The following is an 18,597-nucleotide window of genomic DNA, read 5'->3' as shown; positions in this document are numbered from 1 at the left end:
GCGGAACGATGGCGTGCGCAACCACGAATGCGCCGTCATGATCGGTTTGGGTTGCCCCGAACTCGAATCGCGTGGTGCCAAATGTGGGTCGTCCTGTTCGTCAGCATCCATCTCCTTCTCGGCCCGGACGTGACCGTCGTCTCCGACTACGGCCCCTACAAGGCGCGCGACGCCTGCGAGCAGGATCTGGAAAGCGTCCGTTCGCTGCTGACGCCGGAGGAGCAGCAGGCCTTTCGCAGCGGCGAGTTGCGGATCATCTGCGTCAAGGTGAGCGACTACCGCGGCCTCACCGCGCCGGGCCCGGAGGGCAACTGAGGCCCGGCCGCCCCCTGCAGGAATGACCCGCCCGGACCGGCCGGTTCGCTAGCCACGTGCGGCCGGGGTCCGGCGGCAGCCGAAACCTCACCGGGGCGGATCGCCTGAACCGGGAGGCGTCCGGCAGCGACGAACATCCGCCTTTTCTTTCGTTTCCATCCGTGCTTGCGTCCAGACCTGACAAATCGCGCGCGGGATGGCAGCGCCCCGCGCGTGAGCCGGGCGGTGGATAGGCGAAGGATCGGATGGCCAGACAGAATACCGTGTTCAAGGAAGCCTACAACCGAAGCTTGCGGCTGCTCCAGGAAGCGCCGGTCCTGCCGTCCGAACCGGAATTCGGCAAGCGCCTCGGCGTCAGCCGCACCACGGTCCGCGCTGTGATGAAGCGCTTGGAGGAAGCCGGCATCCTGGAATGGCGCAACCGCCACAAGGCCGTTCTGCGCACCCCGGAACAGGCCGACTTCTATCCGGAGGAGGAGACCGACAGCCTTTCCGAGATTATCGAGCGCAGCTTCATGCGCCGTATTCTGGCCGGCGGCGCCGAGGCCGGCATGCAGATCAACGAACTGGAAATGGCCCGCGAGATCGGCGTCGGCACCTCCAGCGTCCGCGAGTTCCTGATCCGCTTCAGCCGCTTCGGCCTGATCGAGAAGCGCCGCAACAGCCACTGGATCCTGAAGGGCTTCACCACAGCCTTCGCCCTGGAACTGACCGAGGTGCGCGAGATGTTCGAGCAACGCTCGGCCGCCGCGTTCGTCCGCCTCGACCCGGGTCATCCCAACTGGGCCGAACTCGACGCGATCGAAGCCCTGCACAGGGAGATCCTCGCCGACATCGACAACCGCTACCGCGACTTCTCCGAACTGGACGAGCGCTTCCACCGCCTCGTCCACGACGCGTCCCACAACCGCTTCATCCGCGACTTCTATGACGTGATCGCGATGATCTTCCACTACCACTACCAATGGAACAAGACCGAGCAGCGGACCCGCAACGAGCGGGCCATCCGCGAGCATCTTGATTACATCGCCGCGCTCAAGTCGCGCGACTACGCCCGGGTGCGGGACGCCTGCGAGCGGCACCTGAGATCGGCGCGCGAAACGCTGCTGCAATCGATCCCGGACGCGCCGGACCGTCCCGTGGAATAGGGCGCTGCACCCCTCGCCCGCGAACCGGTCGCGGGAACGGGATGCTCCCGGTGGGATTTCCATATCAATTTCGATATAGCTCCCTGCCAACTCGTCATTTGACTGTTATAGGCCGCGGCTCCACCGTCTGATGCCCGACACGGCGACGTGTTGGACGGGACGAGGCGCGCGCCGTTTTCCGGGGAGGGACCACAAGGTTTTCTTGTCTACGTCGGTCTGCGCCGGGGAGAGGTCCGGCCGTCCGGCACGACGAAAACGAAAGCGCAGAGCCAGACAAGCTTTCGAACAAAGTTGGTGAGGGAGGATTTTCCGTGAAAGCATTCAAGACCTTCGTGGCAGCGCTCGCCATTGGCGCCGCCGCCCTGACCTCGGCAGCCTTCGCCCAGGACAAGGGCTCCGTCGGCATCTCCATGCCGACCAAGTCGTCCGCGCGTTGGATCGCCGACGGCGACAACATGGTCAAGGAGTTCCAGGCCGCCGGCTACGCGACCGACCTGCAGTACGCCGAGGACGACATTCCGAACCAGCTCGCCCAGATCGAGAACATGATCACCAAGGGCGCCAAGGTGCTGGTGATCGCCGCGATCGACGGCACCACGCTGAAGGACGTCCTGCAGAAGGCGGCCGATGGCGGCATCAAGGTCATCGCCTACGACCGACTGATCCGCGACAGCGGCAACGTCGACTACTACACCACCTTCGACAACTTCCAGGTCGGCGTTCAGCAGGCGACCTCGATCGTCAAGGCGCTCGGCGTCGAGGAGGGCAAGGGCCCCTTCAACATCGAGCTCTTCGGCGGTTCGCCGGACGACAACAACGCCTTCTTCTTCTATGACGGCGCCATGAGCGTGCTGCAGCCGCACATCGACAGCGGCAAGCTCGTGGTCGGCTCCGGCCAGACCGGCATGGACACCGTCGGTACGCTGCGCTGGGACGGCGCGGTCGCCCAGGCCCGCATGGACAACCTCCTGTCGGCCTTCTACACCGACAAGCGCGTCGACGCGGTGCTGTCGCCCTACGACGGCCTGTCGATCGGCATCCTGTCGTCGTTGAAGGCGGTCGGCTATGGTTCCGCCGAGCAGCCCTACCCGGTCGTCTCCGGTCAGGACGCCGAGCTTCCGTCGGTCAAGTCGATCCTCGCCAACGAGCAGTATTCCACCATCTTCAAGGACACCCGCGAACTCGCCAAGGTGACCGCCAAGCTGGTCGACGACGTGCTGTCCGGCAAGGAGCCGGAAATCAACGACACCAAGACCTACGACAACGGCGTCAAGGTCGTCCCGTCCTACCTGCTGAAGCCGGTGCTGGTCGACAAGTCGAACTGGGAGGAGATCCTGGTCGGCTCCGGCTACTACACCAAGGAGCAGATCGAGAACTGATCGGTCGATCGGAAAGGAAGCCCGGCGGCTCGTGCGCGCCGGGCTTCTGTTCCGCGACGATCGGGGCCATCATCCCCTCGAGTGGATGCGTGACGCCGCGCAAGCGGCCGGGGACCGGAAGCCGCCATGGACAACATCCTAGAGATGCGTGGGATCACCAAGGAGTTCCCGGGCGTCAAGGCACTGTCGGACGTCAACCTGACGGTCCGCCAGGGCGAGATTCTCGGCCTGGTCGGTGAGAACGGCGCCGGCAAGTCCACCCTGATGAAGGTGCTTTCGGGCGTCTATCCGCACGGCAGCTACGCCGGCGAGATCCATTTCGAGGGTCAGGAATGCCGGTTCCGCGGCATCCACGACAGCGAAAAGCTGGGCATCATCATCATCCACCAGGAGCTTGCGCTGGTGCCGCAGCTCTCCATCGCCGAGAACATCTTCCTCGGCAACGAGACCGCCAACCGCGGCGTGATCAGCTGGTCCACAGCCTTCTCGCGCACCCGCGAGCTCCTCAAGCTGGTCGGCCTCAAGGACGGGCCGGAGACGCTGATCACCAACATCGGCGTCGGCAAGCAGCAGCTGGTGGAGATCGCCAAGGCGCTGTCGAAGAAGGTCAAGCTCCTCATCCTCGACGAGCCCACCGCCAGCCTGAACGAGAGCGACAGCGACGCGCTGCTCGCCCTCCTGATCGAGTTCAAGAAGCGCGGCATCGCCTCCGTGCTGATCTCCCACAAGCTCAACGAGATCTCCAAGGTCGCCGACCGGATCACCGTGCTGCGCGACGGCCAGACCGTCGCCACGATGGACAGCACCGTCGAACCGCTGAGCGAGGCCAAGATCATCCGCCACATGGTCGGCCGCGAGATGTCCGACCGCTTCCCCAAGCGGGTTCCGAAGGTCGGCGACGTGATCTTCGGGGTGCGCGACTGGACGGTTCACCACCACCTCCACCCCGACCGCGTGATGATCGACCGGGTGTCGATGAACGTGCGGGCCGGTGAGGTTGTCGGCATCGCCGGCCTGATGGGCGCCGGGCGCACCGAGTTCGCCATGAGCGTCTTCGGTCGCTCCTACGGCCAGAAGATCTCCGGCACGGCCCTGGTGGACGGCCGCGAGGTCGACATTTCGACCATCCCGAAGGCGTTGGACGCCGGCCTCGCCTACGTCACGGAGGACCGCAAGCAGCTCGGCCTCGTGCTGGAGGAGCCGGTCAAGACCAACGTCACGCTGGCCAACCTCAAGGCCGTGTCCAAGGTGACGGTGATCGACGACATCAAGGAGCAGAAGGTGGCGAGCCGCTTCCGCGACAGCCTCGGCATCCGCTCGTCCGGCATCTATCAGAAGGTCGGCCAGCTCTCCGGCGGCAACCAGCAGAAGGTCGTGCTCTCCAAGTGGCTCTTCTCGGAGCCGCGGATCCTGATCCTGGACGAGCCGACGCGCGGCATCGACGTCGGCGCGAAATACGAGATCTACAAGATCATCAACGCCCTGGCCGACGAGGGGAAGGCGGTGATCGTCATCTCCTCCGAGATGCCGGAGGTGCTCGGCATCTGCGACCGCATCTACGTGATGAACGAGGGCGAGTTCGTCGCCGAGATGCCGGTGGCCGAAGCGAGCCAGGAAAAGATCATGACCGCCATCATCAGGCATGGACAATTGCAGGACGCGGGTGCCGCATGACCGAGATCACGATCCCCACCGACCGCAACGCCGCCGGCCCTTCCTGGACGCACTATCTGCGCACCCATGTCCGCCAATACGGCATGCTGCTGGCGCTGCTGGTCATCATGGCCTTCTTCGGCTTCGCCACCGACGGCATCCTGTTCAAGCCGGTCAACCTGACCAACGTGATCTCGCAGAACAGCTACATCGTGATCATGTCGCTGGGCATGCTGCTGATCATCGTGGCCGGGCACATCGACCTCTCGGTCGGCTTCCTGTCCGGCTTCGTCGGCGCCCTCGCCGCCACCATGATGGTGCCGTGGTCGCTGCACCCGGCGCTCGCCTTCCTGCTGTGCCTGGTGGCCGGCGGCGCAATCGGCGCGATCCAGGGCTATTTCGTCGCCTACCAGAAGATCCCGAGTTTCATCGTCACACTCGCCGGCATGCTGGTGTTCCGCGGCCTGATGATCGCGCTGCTGGGGTCCATGTCGATCCGGATCCCCGAAGGATTCCAGCGCATCTCCAACGGCTTCCTCCCGGACTTCATCGGCAAGGACGGCCTCGGACTGACGCTGCCGGAGATCTTCGGCCCTAACTTCCACGTCACGACGATGCTGGTCGGCATCGCGCTCGCCGCTTTCCTGGTGTGGCTGAACCTGCGCAACAGGGCCGAGCAGCGCGCCCATGGCATGGAGGAGGAGCCGGCGCCGATCTTCGTGACGAAGAACATCCTGGTGGTGGCCGCCATCGTCAGCCTCTGCTGGGCGCTGGCCACCTACCGCGGCATCCTCAACGTGCTCGTCATCATGGGCGTGCTGATCGCCTTCTATTCCTTCGTCGCGACCCGCACCACGATCGGCCGGCGCATCTACGCCCTCGGCGGCAACGAGAAGGCGACCAAGCTCTCCGGCATCAACACCGAGCGGCTGGTCTTCTACACCTTCATCAACATGGGCGTGCTCTCCGCGCTCGCCGGCATGATCTACGCCGCCCGCCTCACCTCCGCGACGCCGAAGGCGGGCCAGGGCCTGGAGCTCGACGTGATCGCCGCCTGCTTCATCGGCGGCGCCTCCGCCTACGGCGGCGTCGGCACGGTGGTGGGCGCGGTGATCGGCGCCTTCATCATGGGCGTGATGAACAACGGCATGTCCATCCTGGGCATCGGCATCGACTACCAGCAGGTCATCAAGGGCCTGGTGCTGCTCGCCGCCGTGTGCCTGGACGTCTACTACAAGAACAAGAGCTGACGGGCGGGCTTTCGTCTGACGGACGGATTGGGAAGTGGCAACAACCGGCACCCGCCTGGGCGCCGGACGGGAACGTCGTATGCCCTGCCGGGCGTGATGAGGATGAAGAGATGACCTTCGTGAAGGCCACGTGGCCGCGCGCACTCCGCTCGCAGGACTGGTTCGGCGGAACCGGCAAGAACGCGATCATGCATCGCTCCTGGATGAAGAACCAGGGCCTGCCCGCCGACACCTTCGACGGCCGGCCGATCATCGGCATCTGCAACACCTGGTCGGAGCTGACCCCCTGCAACGCCCACCTTCGCGAGATCGCCGAGCGGGTGAAACGCGGCGTCTACGAGGCCGGCGGCTTCCCGGTGGAGTTTCCGGTGTTCTCCTGCGGTGAGAGCACGCTGCGCCCCACCGCCATGATGTTCCGCAACCTCGCCGCCATGGACGCCGAGGAGGCGATCCGCGGCAACCCGATCGACGGGGTCGTGCTGCTCACCGGCTGCGACAAGACCACCCCCTCGCTGATGATGGGCGCGGCGAGCGTCGACATCCCCGCCATCGTGGTCTCCGGCGGCCCGATGCTGAACGGCAAGTGGCGCGGCCAGCCGGTCGGCTCCGGCACCGCCGTCTGGCAGTTCTCCGAGATGGTGAAGTCCGGCGCCATGACGCTGGAGGAGTTCATGGACGCCGAGCAGGGCATGGCCCGCTCCGCCGGTTCGTGCATGACCATGGGAACCGCCTCCACGATGGCCTCGATGGCCGAGGCGCTCGGCATGACGCTGCCCGGCAATGCCGCAATCCCGGCTGTGGACGCGCGCCGCCGCGTCATCGCCCAGCTCTCCGGACGCCGCATAGTGGAGATGGTCAAGGACGACCTGAAGCCCTCCGACGTGCTCACCCGCGAAGCCTTCGAGAACGCCATCCGCGTCAACGGCGCGATCGGCGGCTCCACCAACGCCGTCCTGCACCTGCTGGCGCTCGCCGGCCGCATCGGCATCAAGCTCGACCTCGACGACTGGGACCGCCTCGGCCGCGACGTGCCGACCATCGTCAACCTGCAGCCGTCCGGCCGCTGGCTGATGGAGGAGTTCTACGACGCCGGCGGCCTTCCCGCCGTGATGCGCGCGGTCGGCGAGATGGGTCTGCTGCACAAGGACGCCCTGGCCGTCACCGGCGAGGGGATCTGGGACGGCGTCAAGGATGCACCGAACTGGAACGAGGACGTCATCCTGCCGGTGGAGAAGGCGCTCACCCAGTCCGGCGGCATCGCGGTGCTGAAGGGCAACCTCGCCCCCAAGGGCGCGGTCCTGAAGCCCTCCGCGGCCTCGCCGCACCTGCTCGTCCATCGCGGCCGCGCGGTCGTCTTCGAGAGCATCGAGGACTACCACGCCCGCATCAACGACGAGGCGCTCGACATCGACGAGACCTGCGTGATGGTGCTGAAGTACTGCGGCCCGAAGGGCTATCCGGGGATGGCCGAGGTCGGCAACATGGGCCTGCCGCCGAAGGTGCTGAGGAAGGGCGTGACCGACATGGTCCGCATCTCCGACGCCCGCATGTCGGGCACCGCCTACGGCACCGTGATCCTCCACACCGCCCCGGAAGCCGCCGACGGTGGCCCGCTCGCGGTGGTGCGCGACGGCGATATCATCGCGGTCGACGTGCCCGCGCGGCGGCTGACGCTGGAGATCTCCGAAGCCGAGCTGGAGGCGCGGCTCAAGGCCTGGGTGTCGCCCGTCCTCGCCGGTGCGGGCGGCTATGCCGGCCTCTACGTGGACCGCGTGATGCAGGCCGACACCGGCGCCGACTTCGACTTCCTGGTGGGATGCCGGGGTTCGAAGGTGGAGCGGGACAGCCACTGACCGCGGCTAGGGCCGCGGCGCTCCCTCGTGCAGGTCGCTCGGCACCAGGATCCATTTCGGGTAGTCGCGGCGGCCCGCCAGGTAGCCCTCGACGACCTCGAGAATATGGCCGCCGATGTCGGACTTGAGCTCGATCGTGACGTTGAGCTCCCCGGCCCGCAGCGCCGCGAAGGCCGCGCTGACGCTGTCGATCGAGATCGTCAAGGGCTTGCGGCCGGGGTCCAGCCCGGCCGCTTTCATCGCCTCGATCGCCCCCAGCATCATGTCGTCGTTGTGGGCGAAGACCGCGCAGATCGCGTCGGGATCGCGAGCCGCGACGAGCAGATCGGTCATCGTCGCCTGGCCCTGGGCGCGGGTGAAGTGTCCGGTTCCGGTGCCGACGATGCGCATGCCCGGAAACTGTTCGATGATGCTCTCGAAGCCGCGCTTGCGTTCCACCGCGGCCGCCGATCCGGGCGTCCCCTGAAGTTCCAGGATCGCACAGCGGCCGAGACTCGCCTGCGCGAGCCAAGCGCCTGCGAGTTTGCCTTCCAGGTTGAAGTTGGCGGCGATGCGGGTGACGTAGAGCTTGGGATCGGCGTCGACGGCGCGGTCGACGATGAACACCGGAATGCCTGCGAGCCGCGCTTCCTCGAGCACCTCGTCCCAGCCGTCGATCACCACGGGGGCGAGCACGATCGCGTCCACCTCCTCGGCGATGAAACGGCGGATCGCCTCGACCTGCACCGCGCGCGATCCGTCGGCATCAACGATCCGCAACGTGGTGCCGCGCTTCTGTGCCTCGTCCACCATGCTCTTGGTGAAGTTTATCCGCCATTCGCTCTCGTGGCCGACCTGAGCGAAGCCGATGGTCGCGGCAGGAGCCGCTACCGGCCATGTGGCAGCCAGGCATAGGGTGATCATGCCGAGAGCCGTGGATTTCATGCGCATGCGTTTCCTCAGACCGAGACGGCGCGGGAAAAAGGTGAAGCCAGAAGATCGGCGAGGTCTGCCGCCGGCATCGGGCGACCGTAGAGGAAGCCCTGACCCTCCACGCAGCCCAACCGGATCAGCGTCGCAGCCTGGGCGTGGGTTTCGATTCCCTCCGCGATCAGCTTGAAACCGAGCGCCTGCGACAGGCCGATTACCGCCTTCACGACAGCGAGCGCTGAAGGGTCGCTGTCGACCTTCATCACGAACATCCGGTCGATCTTGATCCGGTCGAACTCGAAGCGGCTGAGGTAGCCGAGGCTGGAGTAGCCGACGCCGAAGTCGTCGACGGCAACCCGAACGCCCATCTCGTTCAACAGATCGAGCGTAGCGAAGGTCTCCGGACCGTCCTTCAGCATCATGCCTTCGGTGATCTCCAGCTCGAGCCGGTGGGCCGGCAACCCCGAGCGGTAGAGCGCGGCGATCACGCCGGGGACGAAGTCGTCCCGGCGGAACTGCATGGGCGAGACGTTGACCGCGATGGATATGTCTCCGGGAAGTTGAGCCGCGACGCGGCAGGCCTCCTCGAGCGCCCAGCGGTCGATGTCGCAGATGATGCCCGTGCTTTCAGCAACGGGCACGAACTCGGCGGGCGAGACGGAGCCATGCCCCGGCCGGTCCCAGCGCAGCAGCGCTTCGGCACCGATGATCCGCCGTGTCCGCAGGTCCACCTGCGGCTGGAACGCCAGCTTGAACTGGCCCTCGCGAACGGCGGTCTGCAGGTCCTCCTCCAGGCTCCTGCGGGCGCGGATCTGCCCGTCGAGCTCGGCGCTGAAGAGGCAGGCGCGCCCGCGGCCGGTGGCCTTCGCCTGGTAGAGCGCGACGTCGGCGTTCTTCAGGATCGCGGCCGGCGTCAGCCCGGAGTCGGCCTTGATGACGCAGACCCCGATGCTGATCCCCAACCGCTCCGCATAGGGCAGCGGCGGATCGGTCTCCGTCGCGGTGATGGCGAGCAGGCGTTGGGCGATCGGCATCGCCTCGCCAGGATCGCCCAGTTGCGTGCTGATCACAGCGAACTCGTCACCGCCGAGCCGCGCGACGGTGTCTCCGGCCCGCACCGCACCCTTCAGCCGGTCGGCGAAGGCCCGCAGCAGGCAATCACCGGCGGTATGCCCGTGCGTGTCGTTGACGGCCTTGAAGTGGTCGATGTCGACGAAGAACACCGCCGCCGGTCGTTGCGACGTCCTCTGCGATCCGAGAACGATCTCCAACTGCTCGATGAAGAGGGCGCGGTTGCCCAGCCCGGTGAGCACGTCGTGCCGCGCCAGGAAGTTGGCCCGGGCCATGGCCCGGTTGAGGAGCCTGATCGGCAGTTCGCGCACGAGATAGAAGAGCAGAAGCGCCAGAAACGCGGATCCGAGTGCGACCTTGAGCGTTTCCAACAGCACCGGACGTAGCGTTCCGCTGATTTCCATGACGCCGAGATCGCGCAGGAAGCCGGCTTTCGCCGTGATCACCGGCCAGAGCAACGGCTGGACCGACGGCTCGTCGACCACGGGCGTGCCGTCCGGCCTGAGGATGCGAAGGCGAAAACCGGTTTGGTTCTTGGCGTCGCCGCGCACCTGGTTCGGCAGATGGATCAGCCTCGTCACCGGTTCGGTGCCGGCAAGCGCGTTCCAGAGGTCCGGATTCTGACCGACGGCAATCCCGGCCTCCTGGGCGTGCAACTTCAGCTCGGCCTCGATCTCCCCGCGGAGCCGCCATTCGGCGGCGCTGTAGTAGGCCCAAGGCAGGATGGCCGCGACGATCAGGGCGGTGGCGCCGACAAGAACCGATACTGTCCGTCCGACGATATTCGGGCTGGCGACCGGCGTCGAACCCTGAGGGGCAGGGTTGCCCCGTTCTGGAGATGCCGCGTGATGGCGTGACAAGCCCGTTTCCTCCGAGAGTCCATCTCAGAGGGAGATATTCGCATCCGGAGATTTAATTCAGGTAAAATTGCCAAAGCAAAAAATGACAGTGTACGGGTGAGCGCGCGCAATGGATCGGCCGCACTCGACATGCGTGCAATCGTGGTGAACAGGCGGTGAAGATGGGTCAGGCGGCGCTGGTCTTCGCCGGAAGGGCGTCGGCAGCGGTGCCCCCGAGCGCGGCGAGCAAGTCACCGAGCGGTTCCGGCCGATGGAACAGGAATCCCTGGCCGTAGCGCACGCCCAGTTCGGCGAGCGCCTCCAGGGCGTCCGTGTCCTCGATGCACTCGGCGATCGCCTCGATACCAAGGCCGGCGGCGACCTCGCCGATCAGACGGACGATGGTGCGGTCGAAGCCGTTGCCGCCGATCTGACGGACGAACGCGCCGTCGATCTTGATGGCGTCGACCCGGAATCGCTTCAGGTAGGAGAAGCTGGAGACCCCCGAGCCGAAGTCGTCGAGGCTGATCCGACAGCCGAAGGCGCGCGCCTCGGACACGAACCGCTCCGCCGCGACGAAGTTGTTGATCATCGCCGTCTCGGTGATCTCCAGCGTCAGCCGGGACGGATGAAGCGAGCCGGCCTGCAACTCGGCGGATAGATAGGGCCAGAGCCCGGGATCGCTGAGCGAATTGGCGGACAGGTTGACAGCGATGGTCAGGCCGGGAATCGCCATGATGGCGGCACCGAAATCGCGGATCGCCGTCCGGAGCACCCACCGGTCGAGCACTGCCATCAGCTCGAACCGTTCGGCCGGCGGAATGAAGGCGCCGGGCATCACGACCGTGCCGTCGGACGCCACCATGCGCGTCAGCAGCTCCACCGACCGGCCGCGCGCCAGCGGCGCGTGAAGGTCGCGGATCTCCTGGCCGTAGAGCCGGAACCGGTTTTCCTGGATCGCGTCCTTGATGCCGGCCGCCATCTTCAGGTCGGCCATGTGCCGGAACGCATCGCCGCTGTCCGGCCGGTAGACCGACACGCGGTTGCGCCCGCCCGCCTTGGCGGCGTAGCAGGCGACGTCCGCCTGGCTGAGCGCGGTCTCCGCCGTGAGGCCCGGACAATCCAGCATCGCCACGCCGACCGACGCGCCGATCTCGTAGACGCGGTCGCCCCAGGGAAAGCGGATCTGGCCGATCTCGTCCACGATGGTCTGGGCGATATGCTCCGCCTGCTCGGGCTGACAGCCGAGCAGCAGGCAGGCGAACTCGTCGCCGCCGAGCCGCGCGACCACATCCTGCCGGCGGACGAGACCGGCGATCCGCGTTGCCACCTGTCGCAGCAGCGCATCGCCGGCATGGTGGCCGGCGGTGTCGTTGAGGATCTTGAAGCGGTCCAGGTCGACGTAGAGCAGGACGCTGGGCTCGCCGCGGTGCGGCTGCGCATCCTCGATCGCCCGGCCGAGCGCCCCGGCGAAGAACGAGCGGTTCTTCAGGCCGGTGAGGGAATCGTGGGTCGCCGCGTGCGCGAGGTCGCGCTGCAGCGCCCGCGCGGCCGTGACGTCCTGGACCACCAGCACGGCGCCCACCACTTCGCCGTTGGCGGCGATGACCGGCGATCCGATGTCGCGGATGGAGCGGTGGTCGCCGTCGCGGCGGATCAGCATCGCCGGGTGGGGCTGCTCGACGGCGCGCCGCAGCCGGATCGCCTCGCGGGCAAGCGAGGGCAGGGCCTCGCCCGTTTCCTCGTGCACCGGCTTGAACACAGCTTCCAAAGGATTGCCGACGGCGAGCGGCTCGACGAACCCGGTGAGGATCTCGGCCGCCAGATTCATGAAGCTGACCCGGCCGAACACATCGGTGCAGATCACCGCGTCGGCGATCGACTGCAGCGTGATGCGCAGCCGCTCCTTCTCCGAGGCGAGCGCTTCGGCGGCGGTGACCTGCTCCGTGACGTCCCAGCAGGTGCCGATCAAGAGGTCCTCGCCCTCGGATTGGCGCATCGTGCGGGCGAAGGCGCGCACATGCCGGATCTCTCCGGACGGCCGGACGATCCGGTAGACGGTGTCGAAGGGCTTGTCCTCGCGCAGCGAGCGGGCGAGTTCCTTCTGCGCACGCTCCCGGTCATCCGGGTGGAGCAGAGCGGCCCAGCCGGCTATGCCCCGCGACCGACGCGTGGGGTCGGTGCCGAAGATCTCATGGGCCCGCCGGTCCGCGACCAGCTGGTCCTCGCCGATCAGGTAGTGCCACAGGCCGATGCCGCCGGCCTCGACGGCGAGCTGGACGCGCTCGGCCAGGATCTCGATCTGCCGTTCGGCGGTCTTGCGCTCGGTGATGTCGGTCTGGACACCGACCATCCGTGTCGGCCGTCCCTCCGGATCGCGCGCCACGACCTTGCCGCGGTCGAGCACCCAGACCCAGTGCCCGTCCTTGTGTCGCATCCGGAACTCGGCCTTGGCGAGCGGCGTCAGCCCCGCCATGTGCTCGTCGCCGGAGCGGATAGCCTGGTCCTTGTCGTCGGGGTGGATCAGGTCCAGCCAGATATCCCAGCCGCTGTCGATCTCGTCGGGACCGTAGCCGAGCATCGCCTTCCACGCCGGCGAATAGTAGCACTGGCCGGTCTGAAGGTCGGCGTCCCAGACGCCGAGGCCCGCGCTTTCGATGCCCACGAGGTAGCGCGTCAAGTCGGTGTCACCGTCCTCGAAAGGTTTCGAACTGTTCGAGCGGGGGTCCGCCACCGTCATACGTCCTCGCGCCTTCCAGCTCCCGACCGCGCCAGTCGCGACACTGCACTCGAGAAAACATTGCCTCATAAGAATTAGAAAACGGATAATATAGCCGTACATTTCGCCGCACCGTGCCCCGGGAAAGCCCCGATATGGCGCGACGGCACGCATCGATTGCCGTCTGTTATTCGATATGCAACCGGAACTCACGAAAACGGGCCGACGCTATGCGTTGTTCCAAACCTCCGCGGCGAGCGCCCGGAACTCCACATCCGCCTTGCTGCCCGGCGCATGCTCCGGAACCGTGAGCCCGAGGCCCATCGACGCCGAGTAGGCGACCCGGTTGCCGAGCCGCGTGGCAGCAACGGGCGCTTCCAGCCGGTCGATCTCGGCGAGGACGGCCTGGGTCGACAGGGAGCGCGGCGGCAGGCGGTTGACCACCAGGAGCGCCCGCGGTCCGCCTTTCTCGATCATCGCCAGCGTCGATCCGGTCGCCCACAGGTCCACCGGCGTCGGTTGGATCGGCACCACGACGAGATCGGCGGATTCGATGGCGTGGCGCGCCTCCAGGTCCGACTTCGGCGGTGTGTCCACCACCACCAGATCGTGGTCGCGGGCAAGACTGCGCGCCTCCCGCTTGGCGCCCCAGCCGCTGGCGGTGCGGAACACAAGGCCGGTTGCCGTCTCGCCGAGGCGTTTCTCGCGCAGTTCCAGCCACTCGCCGAGGCTGCCTTGCGGGTCGACGTCGAGGATGGCGACGGAACGCCCCTGTCCAAGCACGATGGCCAGATGGGCGGCGAGCGTCGTCTTGCCCGAACCGCCCTTCTGCTGGGCGATGGCGATGATCTTGCCGGTCATGGTCTGTCGTCTCCGGTCGAGGGTATGAATTGGAACGCGGATACGAGGAGCCCCGGGGCCGGCGCGCACTGCACTGCACAATCACTCTGAATGCAAGTGCGCAGATCGGCGAAGCGTTCCATGCCGGCGCGGGCGGAACGTCGCCTATTCGTGATGCCGGGTGATTGGCTTCCGCGCGCGACCGGGCCCATATTGGACCGATGACAACACTTTCCGTCCTCGACCTCTCGCCGATCACCGAAGGCGGCTCCGCCGCCGACGCGCTCGCCAATTCGCTGGATCTCGCCCGCCACGCCGAGACGCTTGGCTACCGGCGCTTCTGGCTGGCCGAGCACCACAACATGCCGGGCATCGCCAGCGCCGCGACGGCGGTGGTGATCGGCCACGTTGCGGCCGGCACCCGCACCATCCGGGTCGGCGCGGGCGGCATCATGCTGCCAAACCACGCCCCGCTGGTGGTCGCCGAGCAGTTCGGCACGCTGGCGACCTTGTTCCCCGGCCGCATCGACCTCGGCCTCGGCCGCGCCCCCGGCACCGACCAGACCACCGCGCGCGCCTTGCGGCGCAACCTCGACAGCGACGCCGACGGGTTTCCGCAGGACGTGGTGGAACTGCTCGCCTACCTCGGCGACCCGCTGCCGGGCCAGACGGTGCACGCCGTGCCCGGCACCGGGACCAACGTTCCGGTCTGGATCCTCGGCTCCAGTCTGTTCGGCGCGCAACTGGCCGCGCTGCTCGGCCTTCCCTACGCCTTCGCCTCGCATTTCGCCCCGGCGGCGATGCGACAGGCGCTGGCGGTCTACCGCAACGGCTTCCGCCCGTCGCGATACCTGGACAAGCCCCACGCGATGGTCGGGCTCAACGCCTTCGCCGCCGACACCGACGAGGAGGCACGCCTGATCCGCACCTCCGCGCTGCAGTCCTTCGTCAGCCTGCGGACGGGCCGGCCCGGACCGCTGCCCCCGCCCGTGGAAGGCTACGAGGCAACGCTGGGCCCGGCCGAACGCGCCATGCTGGAGCAGACGCTCTCCTGCACGGTGGTGGGGTCTCCCTCAACCATCCGTGACGGGCTCGCCCGGTTCATCGCGGCGACCGGCGCGGACGAACTGATGATCGTCGGACACATCTTCGACCATCAGGCGCGGCTGAAGTCCTACCGGATCGTTGCGGAGGCGGGCGCGGAACTGGCGATCGCCGCCTGAACGCGGTCAGCGTGGCGACGCGTCGGGCCCGCTGCGGCCGAGCGCACGGGTGATCCAGCGGGCGACCGCCATCCGCCGCGCCTCCGGCAGGGTCTTCATCAGGAGGATGAAGCCGGAGAGGACGAGGCAGACCGCATTGGTGACGATGATCGGTGCCTCGCCCGAGGAAAGACCGTAGAGCGTCCAGAACAGAAAGCCGGTCACGGTTACGGCGTACATGCGCAGCGAAAGGCTCTCCACGTCGCCGCTCCTGACCACTTTCCAGGCTTGCGGAACGAAGCTGATCATGGAGCAGACGCTGGCGATCCAGCCGAATACGCTCATCCAGGGAAGATCGCCCACGAAGCCAGGTCCTTGTCGGAAGGGCGGTCCGCACGACGGCGGGCCGGGTCTCCGCGCTCGGTGCTTCCGGACGCGCCAGGCCGCGGGGCGGCCCGGCATGCCAACCGCCGCTGCACGCGAAGGTTCCGGCCGGCCGTGGATCCAGGATCAGAAGACGAAAGCGCGCGGGGCGTCAGCCGCCCGCCACGGAATCCTGCTCCAGACGATCGAGATGCTGGCGGATATGCGCCGCCTCGCGCGGGGAATGGGCGAGCGCGATCGCCCGGTCGAAGGCGATGCGCGCCTCACCGAGACGCCCCAACTGCAGGAGATAGGCCCCCCGCGCGCCGTGATAGTAGAAATAGCCGGAGAGCTGCACGGCGAGCGGCTCGATCATCGCCAGCGCAGCGTCCGGCCCCCGGGTCTTTGAGACCGCGACGGACCGGTTGAGCGTCACCACCGGCGACGGCTGGACGGTTTCAAGCAGGGCGTAGAGCACCTCGATCTCCAGCCAGTCGGTGTCGGCGGCCTGTCTGGCGCGCGCATGCAGCGCCGCGATGGCGGCCTGGATCTGGTAAGGACCGGGCCGCCGGTGTCGAAGCGCCTTGTCGACCAGCGCCAGCCCCTCCGCGATCAGCCTGGGGTTCCAGCGGCTCCGGTCCTGGTCCTCCAAGAGGACGAACTCGCCGTTGGCGTCGATGCGGGCGGCGGCGCGCGCGTGCTGCAGCAGAAGGAGCGCGGTCAGTCCCAGCACCTCCGGTTCGGCCGGAAACAGCCGCAGCAGCAGCCGGGCGAGCCGGATCGCCTCCTCGCAGAGCGGTGCCCGCGCTGCGGCTTCGGTGCCGACCGCAGAATACCCTTCGTTGAAGACCAGGTAGATCATCGCCGCCACGACGCCGAGCCGCTCTGCCCGGTCCGCCGCCCCCGGCGCCTCGAAGGGCAGGCCGGAGGCCGCGATCCGCGCCTTGGCCCGGGTGATCCGCTGTTCCATCGCGCTCTCCCCGACCAGGAAGGCGCGGGCGATCTGGCGCACCGAAAGGCCGCTGACGATCCGAAGCGCCAGCGCGATCTGCTGCGTGACCGGAAGCTCGGGATGGCAGCAGACGAACATCAGCCGGAGCACGTCGTCGCGATAGTGCGCGCCGTCCAGCCGCTCGGCCATGTCGGCCTCCGCGTCGGAAAGATCGGAGACGAGCGTCTCGTCCGGCAGCGCCTCCTCGCGCTTCAGCCGGCGGGTGTGGTCGAGCGCGGCGTTGCGCCCGACAAGGATCAGCCATGCCGCCGGGTCGCGCGGCGGCCCCTTCTCCGGCCAAGACTTCAGTGCGCGCAGGCAGGCGTTCTGGTAGGCCTCCTCCGCGGTGTCGAGGTCGCGGAAGTAGCGCAGAAGCGCCCCGAGCGCCTGCGGACGCGCGCCGATCAGGGCGGCGTCGATCCAGGCGAGATCGGTCATCCCTTGAGCCCTCCCGGATCGAAGATGGAGAGCGGCCGGAGTTCGTAGGATCCGGCCGAACTGCTGGCCCGCGCCAGATCCTTGGCGGTTTCGATCGCCTGGTCGAGCGAGGCGCATTCCACCACGTAGAAGCCGAGCAGCTGCTCCTTGGTCTCCGCGAACGGACCGTCGAGCACCAGCGGATCCGCGCCCTTGCGGATGGTGGTCGCCGCCGTGGTCGGCAGCAGCCGCACCACCGGTCCGAGCCGGCCTTCGGCAGCGATCTTCTCGTGGACCACGTGGAGCTTGGCGAGAACGGCGTCGTCCTCCTCCTTGGTCCAGGAGCCGACGACGTCTTCGCTGTCGTAGCAGAGAATGGCGTAGAGCATGGGGGGTGGGTCCTCGAAGCCTCGGATGGAAGACGATCGGCGCCGGCTATGTCCGACAGTCCGCACGGATATTCTTCCTCCCGTCGCGGCGAGGCGGCAATTGCTGTTCTCGCCGATCGGGACCGTTGCGGCGACAGGGTGACGCCCCGGATCCGGTGCTGCCCGATCTTCACGGGCGGCACCCGGCATGCTAGCCAAGCGTCGAAGGAGCGGGCATGACGCGGACGCTGACATCGGCTGGACGGATCTGGGTGGCGATCTTCGCCGCCTATGCGCTCGTCCTGCAGATCCTGGCGCCGCTCCAGGCCGCCGAGGCACGCATGCTGGCGGGCGACCCCTTCGTGATCTGCGAAGGGTTGGACGACGGCGTCTCGCAGACCGGGGACGCCGGCCACGCGGCGCACGGCGCACTCTGCTGCATACTCTGCGCGGCCTCCACGCCGCCGGCCCATCCGCCGGGTGGCGCGGCGGCTCCGCTGCCACCCGTCCGGGTGGCGCTGGCGACCGCCGATGGGCCTTCCGAAGCCGCACCGCGCCGGCCCCCGGCGCGCGGACCTCTGAATCCGCGCGCTCCTCCCGCCGAAGCCTGATGAACCGCAGCCAAAGGCTGCGATCCCACGATCATCAGTCCGCTGGACCGGCCAAGGCCTCGCGTCCGGCATGTTTCGGAACGACCATCATGACCAACAAGCTTTCCCGCCTCCTCCGCCCCTCCGGAATCGAGGAGACCATCGGCCTTCTCGCACTCGCCCTCGCCGTCTTCCTGGCGATCGCCGCCGCCGCCTCCGCGCACAGCGTCAAGGTCGGCACCCTGGAGCTGAAGCACCCCTGGGCCCGTGCGACGCCGGAAGGCGCCAAGGTCGCCGGCGGCTTCACCACCATCGTCAACACCGGCACGGAACCGGACCGCCTCGTCTCCGGTACCGCCACCTTCGCCGGCCGCGTGGAGATCCACGAGATGGCGATGGAAGGCGACGTCATGCGCATGCGCCCGCTTCCCGAGGGCATCGAAATCCCGGCCGGCGGCGAGGTTGCGCTGAAGCCCGGCTCCTTCCACCTCATGTTCCTGGACCTGAAGGCGGGCTTGAAGGAAGGCGAGCGCGTCAAGGGCACGCTGACCTTCGAGAAGGCCGGCACCGTCGACGTGGAGTTCGCAGTCGAGGCCGTCGCTGCCGGCGCCGGCAAGAAGGACGACCACGGCGGCCACGGTGCGGCCCCCGCCGAGCACGGCAAGGACGGCCACGACCACGCCGGCTGAC

The 18,597-nt window shown here is 67.6% G+C and carries 16 protein-coding genes; 9 read left to right on the top strand and 7 right to left on the bottom strand.

The window, feature by feature from the left end:
- The first annotated feature begins 81 nt into the window (after window positions 1–81).
- The 6 genes from HZ321_RS03150 (at window position 82) to araD (ending at window position 7,598) form a co-directional block, all read left to right on the top strand.
- Window positions 82–315: a hypothetical protein gene (locus tag HZ321_RS03150; protein WP_181700120.1), complete on the top strand. Its 234-nt coding sequence runs from the start codon at window positions 82–84 to the stop codon at window positions 313–315.
- A gap of 245 nt (window positions 316–560) precedes the next feature.
- Window positions 561–1,463, top strand: a complete 903-nt coding sequence (locus HZ321_RS03145; RefSeq protein ID WP_181700118.1) for a GntR family transcriptional regulator — start codon at window positions 561–563, stop codon at window positions 1,461–1,463.
- 311 nt (window positions 1,464–1,774) lie between these two features.
- On the top strand, window positions 1,775–2,842 hold the full coding sequence (chvE, locus tag HZ321_RS03140) for a multiple monosaccharide ABC transporter substrate-binding protein (RefSeq protein WP_181700116.1): 1,068 nt from the start codon (window positions 1,775–1,777) through the stop codon (window positions 2,840–2,842).
- Between the two features lie 126 nt (window positions 2,843–2,968).
- Entirely contained in the window at window positions 2,969–4,516 is a 1,548-nt protein-coding gene (mmsA, locus tag HZ321_RS03135) for a multiple monosaccharide ABC transporter ATP-binding protein (protein ID WP_181700114.1), read from the top strand.
- Window positions 4,513–5,745 carry a multiple monosaccharide ABC transporter permease gene (mmsB, locus tag HZ321_RS03130; protein ID WP_181700112.1) on the top strand — a complete coding sequence of 411 codons (1,233 nt, stop codon included), beginning with the start codon at window positions 4,513–4,515 and terminating at the stop codon, window positions 5,743–5,745. Before mmsA ends, mmsB begins: the two co-directional genes overlap by 4 nt.
- Window positions 5,746–5,855: 110 nt before the next feature.
- A complete protein-coding gene (gene araD, locus HZ321_RS03125; protein ID WP_181700110.1) occupies window positions 5,856–7,598 on the top strand; it encodes an L-arabinonate dehydratase in 1,743 nt (580 codons plus the stop codon).
- A gap of 6 nt (window positions 7,599–7,604) precedes the next feature.
- On the opposite strand, the gene HZ321_RS03120 is transcribed toward araD, so the two are convergent.
- The 4 genes from HZ321_RS03120 to parA all read right to left on the bottom strand — a co-directional run bounded on the left by HZ321_RS03120 (window position 7,605) and on the right by parA (window position 13,997).
- Window positions 7,605–8,522, bottom strand: a complete 918-nt coding sequence (locus HZ321_RS03120; RefSeq protein ID WP_181700108.1) for an ABC transporter substrate-binding protein — start codon at window positions 8,520–8,522, stop codon at window positions 7,605–7,607.
- 14 nt (window positions 8,523–8,536) lie between these two features.
- Window positions 8,537–10,438: a putative bifunctional diguanylate cyclase/phosphodiesterase gene (locus HZ321_RS03115; RefSeq protein ID WP_181700106.1), complete on the bottom strand. Its 1,902-nt coding sequence runs from the start codon at window positions 10,436–10,438 to the stop codon at window positions 8,537–8,539.
- A 166-nt stretch (window positions 10,439–10,604) separates the two neighbouring features.
- A complete protein-coding gene (locus HZ321_RS03110; protein ID WP_181700104.1) occupies window positions 10,605–13,097 on the bottom strand; it encodes an EAL domain-containing protein in 2,493 nt (830 codons plus the stop codon).
- A gap of 267 nt (window positions 13,098–13,364) precedes the next feature.
- A complete protein-coding gene (gene parA / locus HZ321_RS03105; protein WP_181700102.1) occupies window positions 13,365–13,997 on the bottom strand; it encodes a ParA family partition ATPase in 633 nt (210 codons plus the stop codon).
- Between the two features lie 200 nt (window positions 13,998–14,197).
- Between parA and HZ321_RS03100 the strand changes: the two genes are divergently transcribed.
- The gene (locus HZ321_RS03100) at window positions 14,198–15,199 is read left to right on the top strand and encodes an LLM class flavin-dependent oxidoreductase (RefSeq protein ID WP_181700100.1); all 1,002 of its coding nucleotides are present in this window, start codon (window positions 14,198–14,200) and stop codon (window positions 15,197–15,199) included.
- 6 nt (window positions 15,200–15,205) lie between these two features.
- Here HZ321_RS03100 and HZ321_RS03095 read toward each other — a convergent pair whose 3' ends face one another.
- The 3 genes from HZ321_RS03095 to HZ321_RS03085 form a co-directional block, all read right to left on the bottom strand.
- On the bottom strand, window positions 15,206–15,541 hold the full coding sequence (locus HZ321_RS03095; RefSeq protein WP_342343800.1) for a SemiSWEET family sugar transporter: 336 nt from the start codon (window positions 15,539–15,541) through the stop codon (window positions 15,206–15,208).
- 172 nt (window positions 15,542–15,713) lie between these two features.
- Complete coding sequence (locus HZ321_RS03090) at window positions 15,714–16,970, bottom strand: RNA polymerase sigma factor (RefSeq protein WP_181700098.1); 1,257 nt, start codon at window positions 16,968–16,970, stop codon at window positions 15,714–15,716.
- Window positions 16,967–17,338 carry a YciI family protein gene (locus HZ321_RS03085; protein ID WP_181700096.1) on the bottom strand — a complete coding sequence of 124 codons (372 nt, stop codon included), beginning with the start codon at window positions 17,336–17,338 and terminating at the stop codon, window positions 16,967–16,969. Before HZ321_RS03085 ends, HZ321_RS03090 begins: the two co-directional genes overlap by 4 nt.
- Before the next feature lie 215 nt (window positions 17,339–17,553).
- Here HZ321_RS03085 and HZ321_RS03080 point away from each other — a divergent pair, with 215 nt between their 5' ends.
- On the top strand, window positions 17,554–17,928 hold the full coding sequence (locus HZ321_RS03080; RefSeq protein WP_181700094.1) for a DUF2946 family protein: 375 nt from the start codon (window positions 17,554–17,556) through the stop codon (window positions 17,926–17,928).
- 89 nt (window positions 17,929–18,017) lie between these two features.
- Window positions 18,018–18,596: a copper chaperone PCu(A)C gene (locus tag HZ321_RS03075; RefSeq protein WP_181700092.1), complete on the top strand. Its 579-nt coding sequence runs from the start codon at window positions 18,018–18,020 to the stop codon at window positions 18,594–18,596.
- Window position 18,597 lies beyond the last annotated feature (1 nt).

The organism is Chthonobacter albigriseus (assembly GCF_013839445.1).
GTDB lineage: Bacteria > Pseudomonadota > Alphaproteobacteria > Rhizobiales > Pleomorphomonadaceae > Chthonobacter > Chthonobacter albigriseus.
The sequence above is the reverse complement of the archived record's forward strand: the minus strand, read 5'-3'. Positions and strand labels throughout refer to the sequence as shown.

Bases quoted from the DNA above. Each gene is read 5' to 3' on its own strand.
- HZ321_RS03075 (WP_181700092.1), top strand. From the start codon at position 18,018: ATGACCAACAAGCTTTCCCGCCTCCTCCGCCCCTCCGGAATCGAGGAG.
- HZ321_RS03100 (WP_181700100.1), top strand. From the start codon at position 14,198: ATGACAACACTTTCCGTCCTCGACCTCTCGCCGATCACCGAAGGCGGC.
- mmsB (WP_181700112.1), top strand. From the start codon at position 4,513: ATGACCGAGATCACGATCCCCACCGACCGCAACGCCGCCGGCCCTTCC.
- HZ321_RS03080 (WP_181700094.1), top strand. From the start codon at position 17,554: ATGACGCGGACGCTGACATCGGCTGGACGGATCTGGGTGGCGATCTTC.
- HZ321_RS03150 (WP_181700120.1), top strand. From the start codon at position 82: ATGTGGGTCGTCCTGTTCGTCAGCATCCATCTCCTTCTCGGCCCGGAC.
- araD (WP_181700110.1), top strand. From the start codon at position 5,856: ATGACCTTCGTGAAGGCCACGTGGCCGCGCGCACTCCGCTCGCAGGAC.
- parA (WP_181700102.1), bottom strand. From the start codon at position 13,997: ATGACCGGCAAGATCATCGCCATCGCCCAGCAGAAGGGCGGTTCGGGC.
- HZ321_RS03145 (WP_181700118.1), top strand. From the start codon at position 561: ATGGCCAGACAGAATACCGTGTTCAAGGAAGCCTACAACCGAAGCTTG.
- HZ321_RS03120 (WP_181700108.1), bottom strand. From the start codon at position 8,522: ATGAAATCCACGGCTCTCGGCATGATCACCCTATGCCTGGCTGCCACA.
- HZ321_RS03085 (WP_181700096.1), bottom strand. From the start codon at position 17,338: ATGCTCTACGCCATTCTCTGCTACGACAGCGAAGACGTCGTCGGCTCC.
- mmsA (WP_181700114.1), top strand. From the start codon at position 2,969: ATGGACAACATCCTAGAGATGCGTGGGATCACCAAGGAGTTCCCGGGC.
- HZ321_RS03090 (WP_181700098.1), bottom strand. From the start codon at position 16,970: ATGACCGATCTCGCCTGGATCGACGCCGCCCTGATCGGCGCGCGTCCG.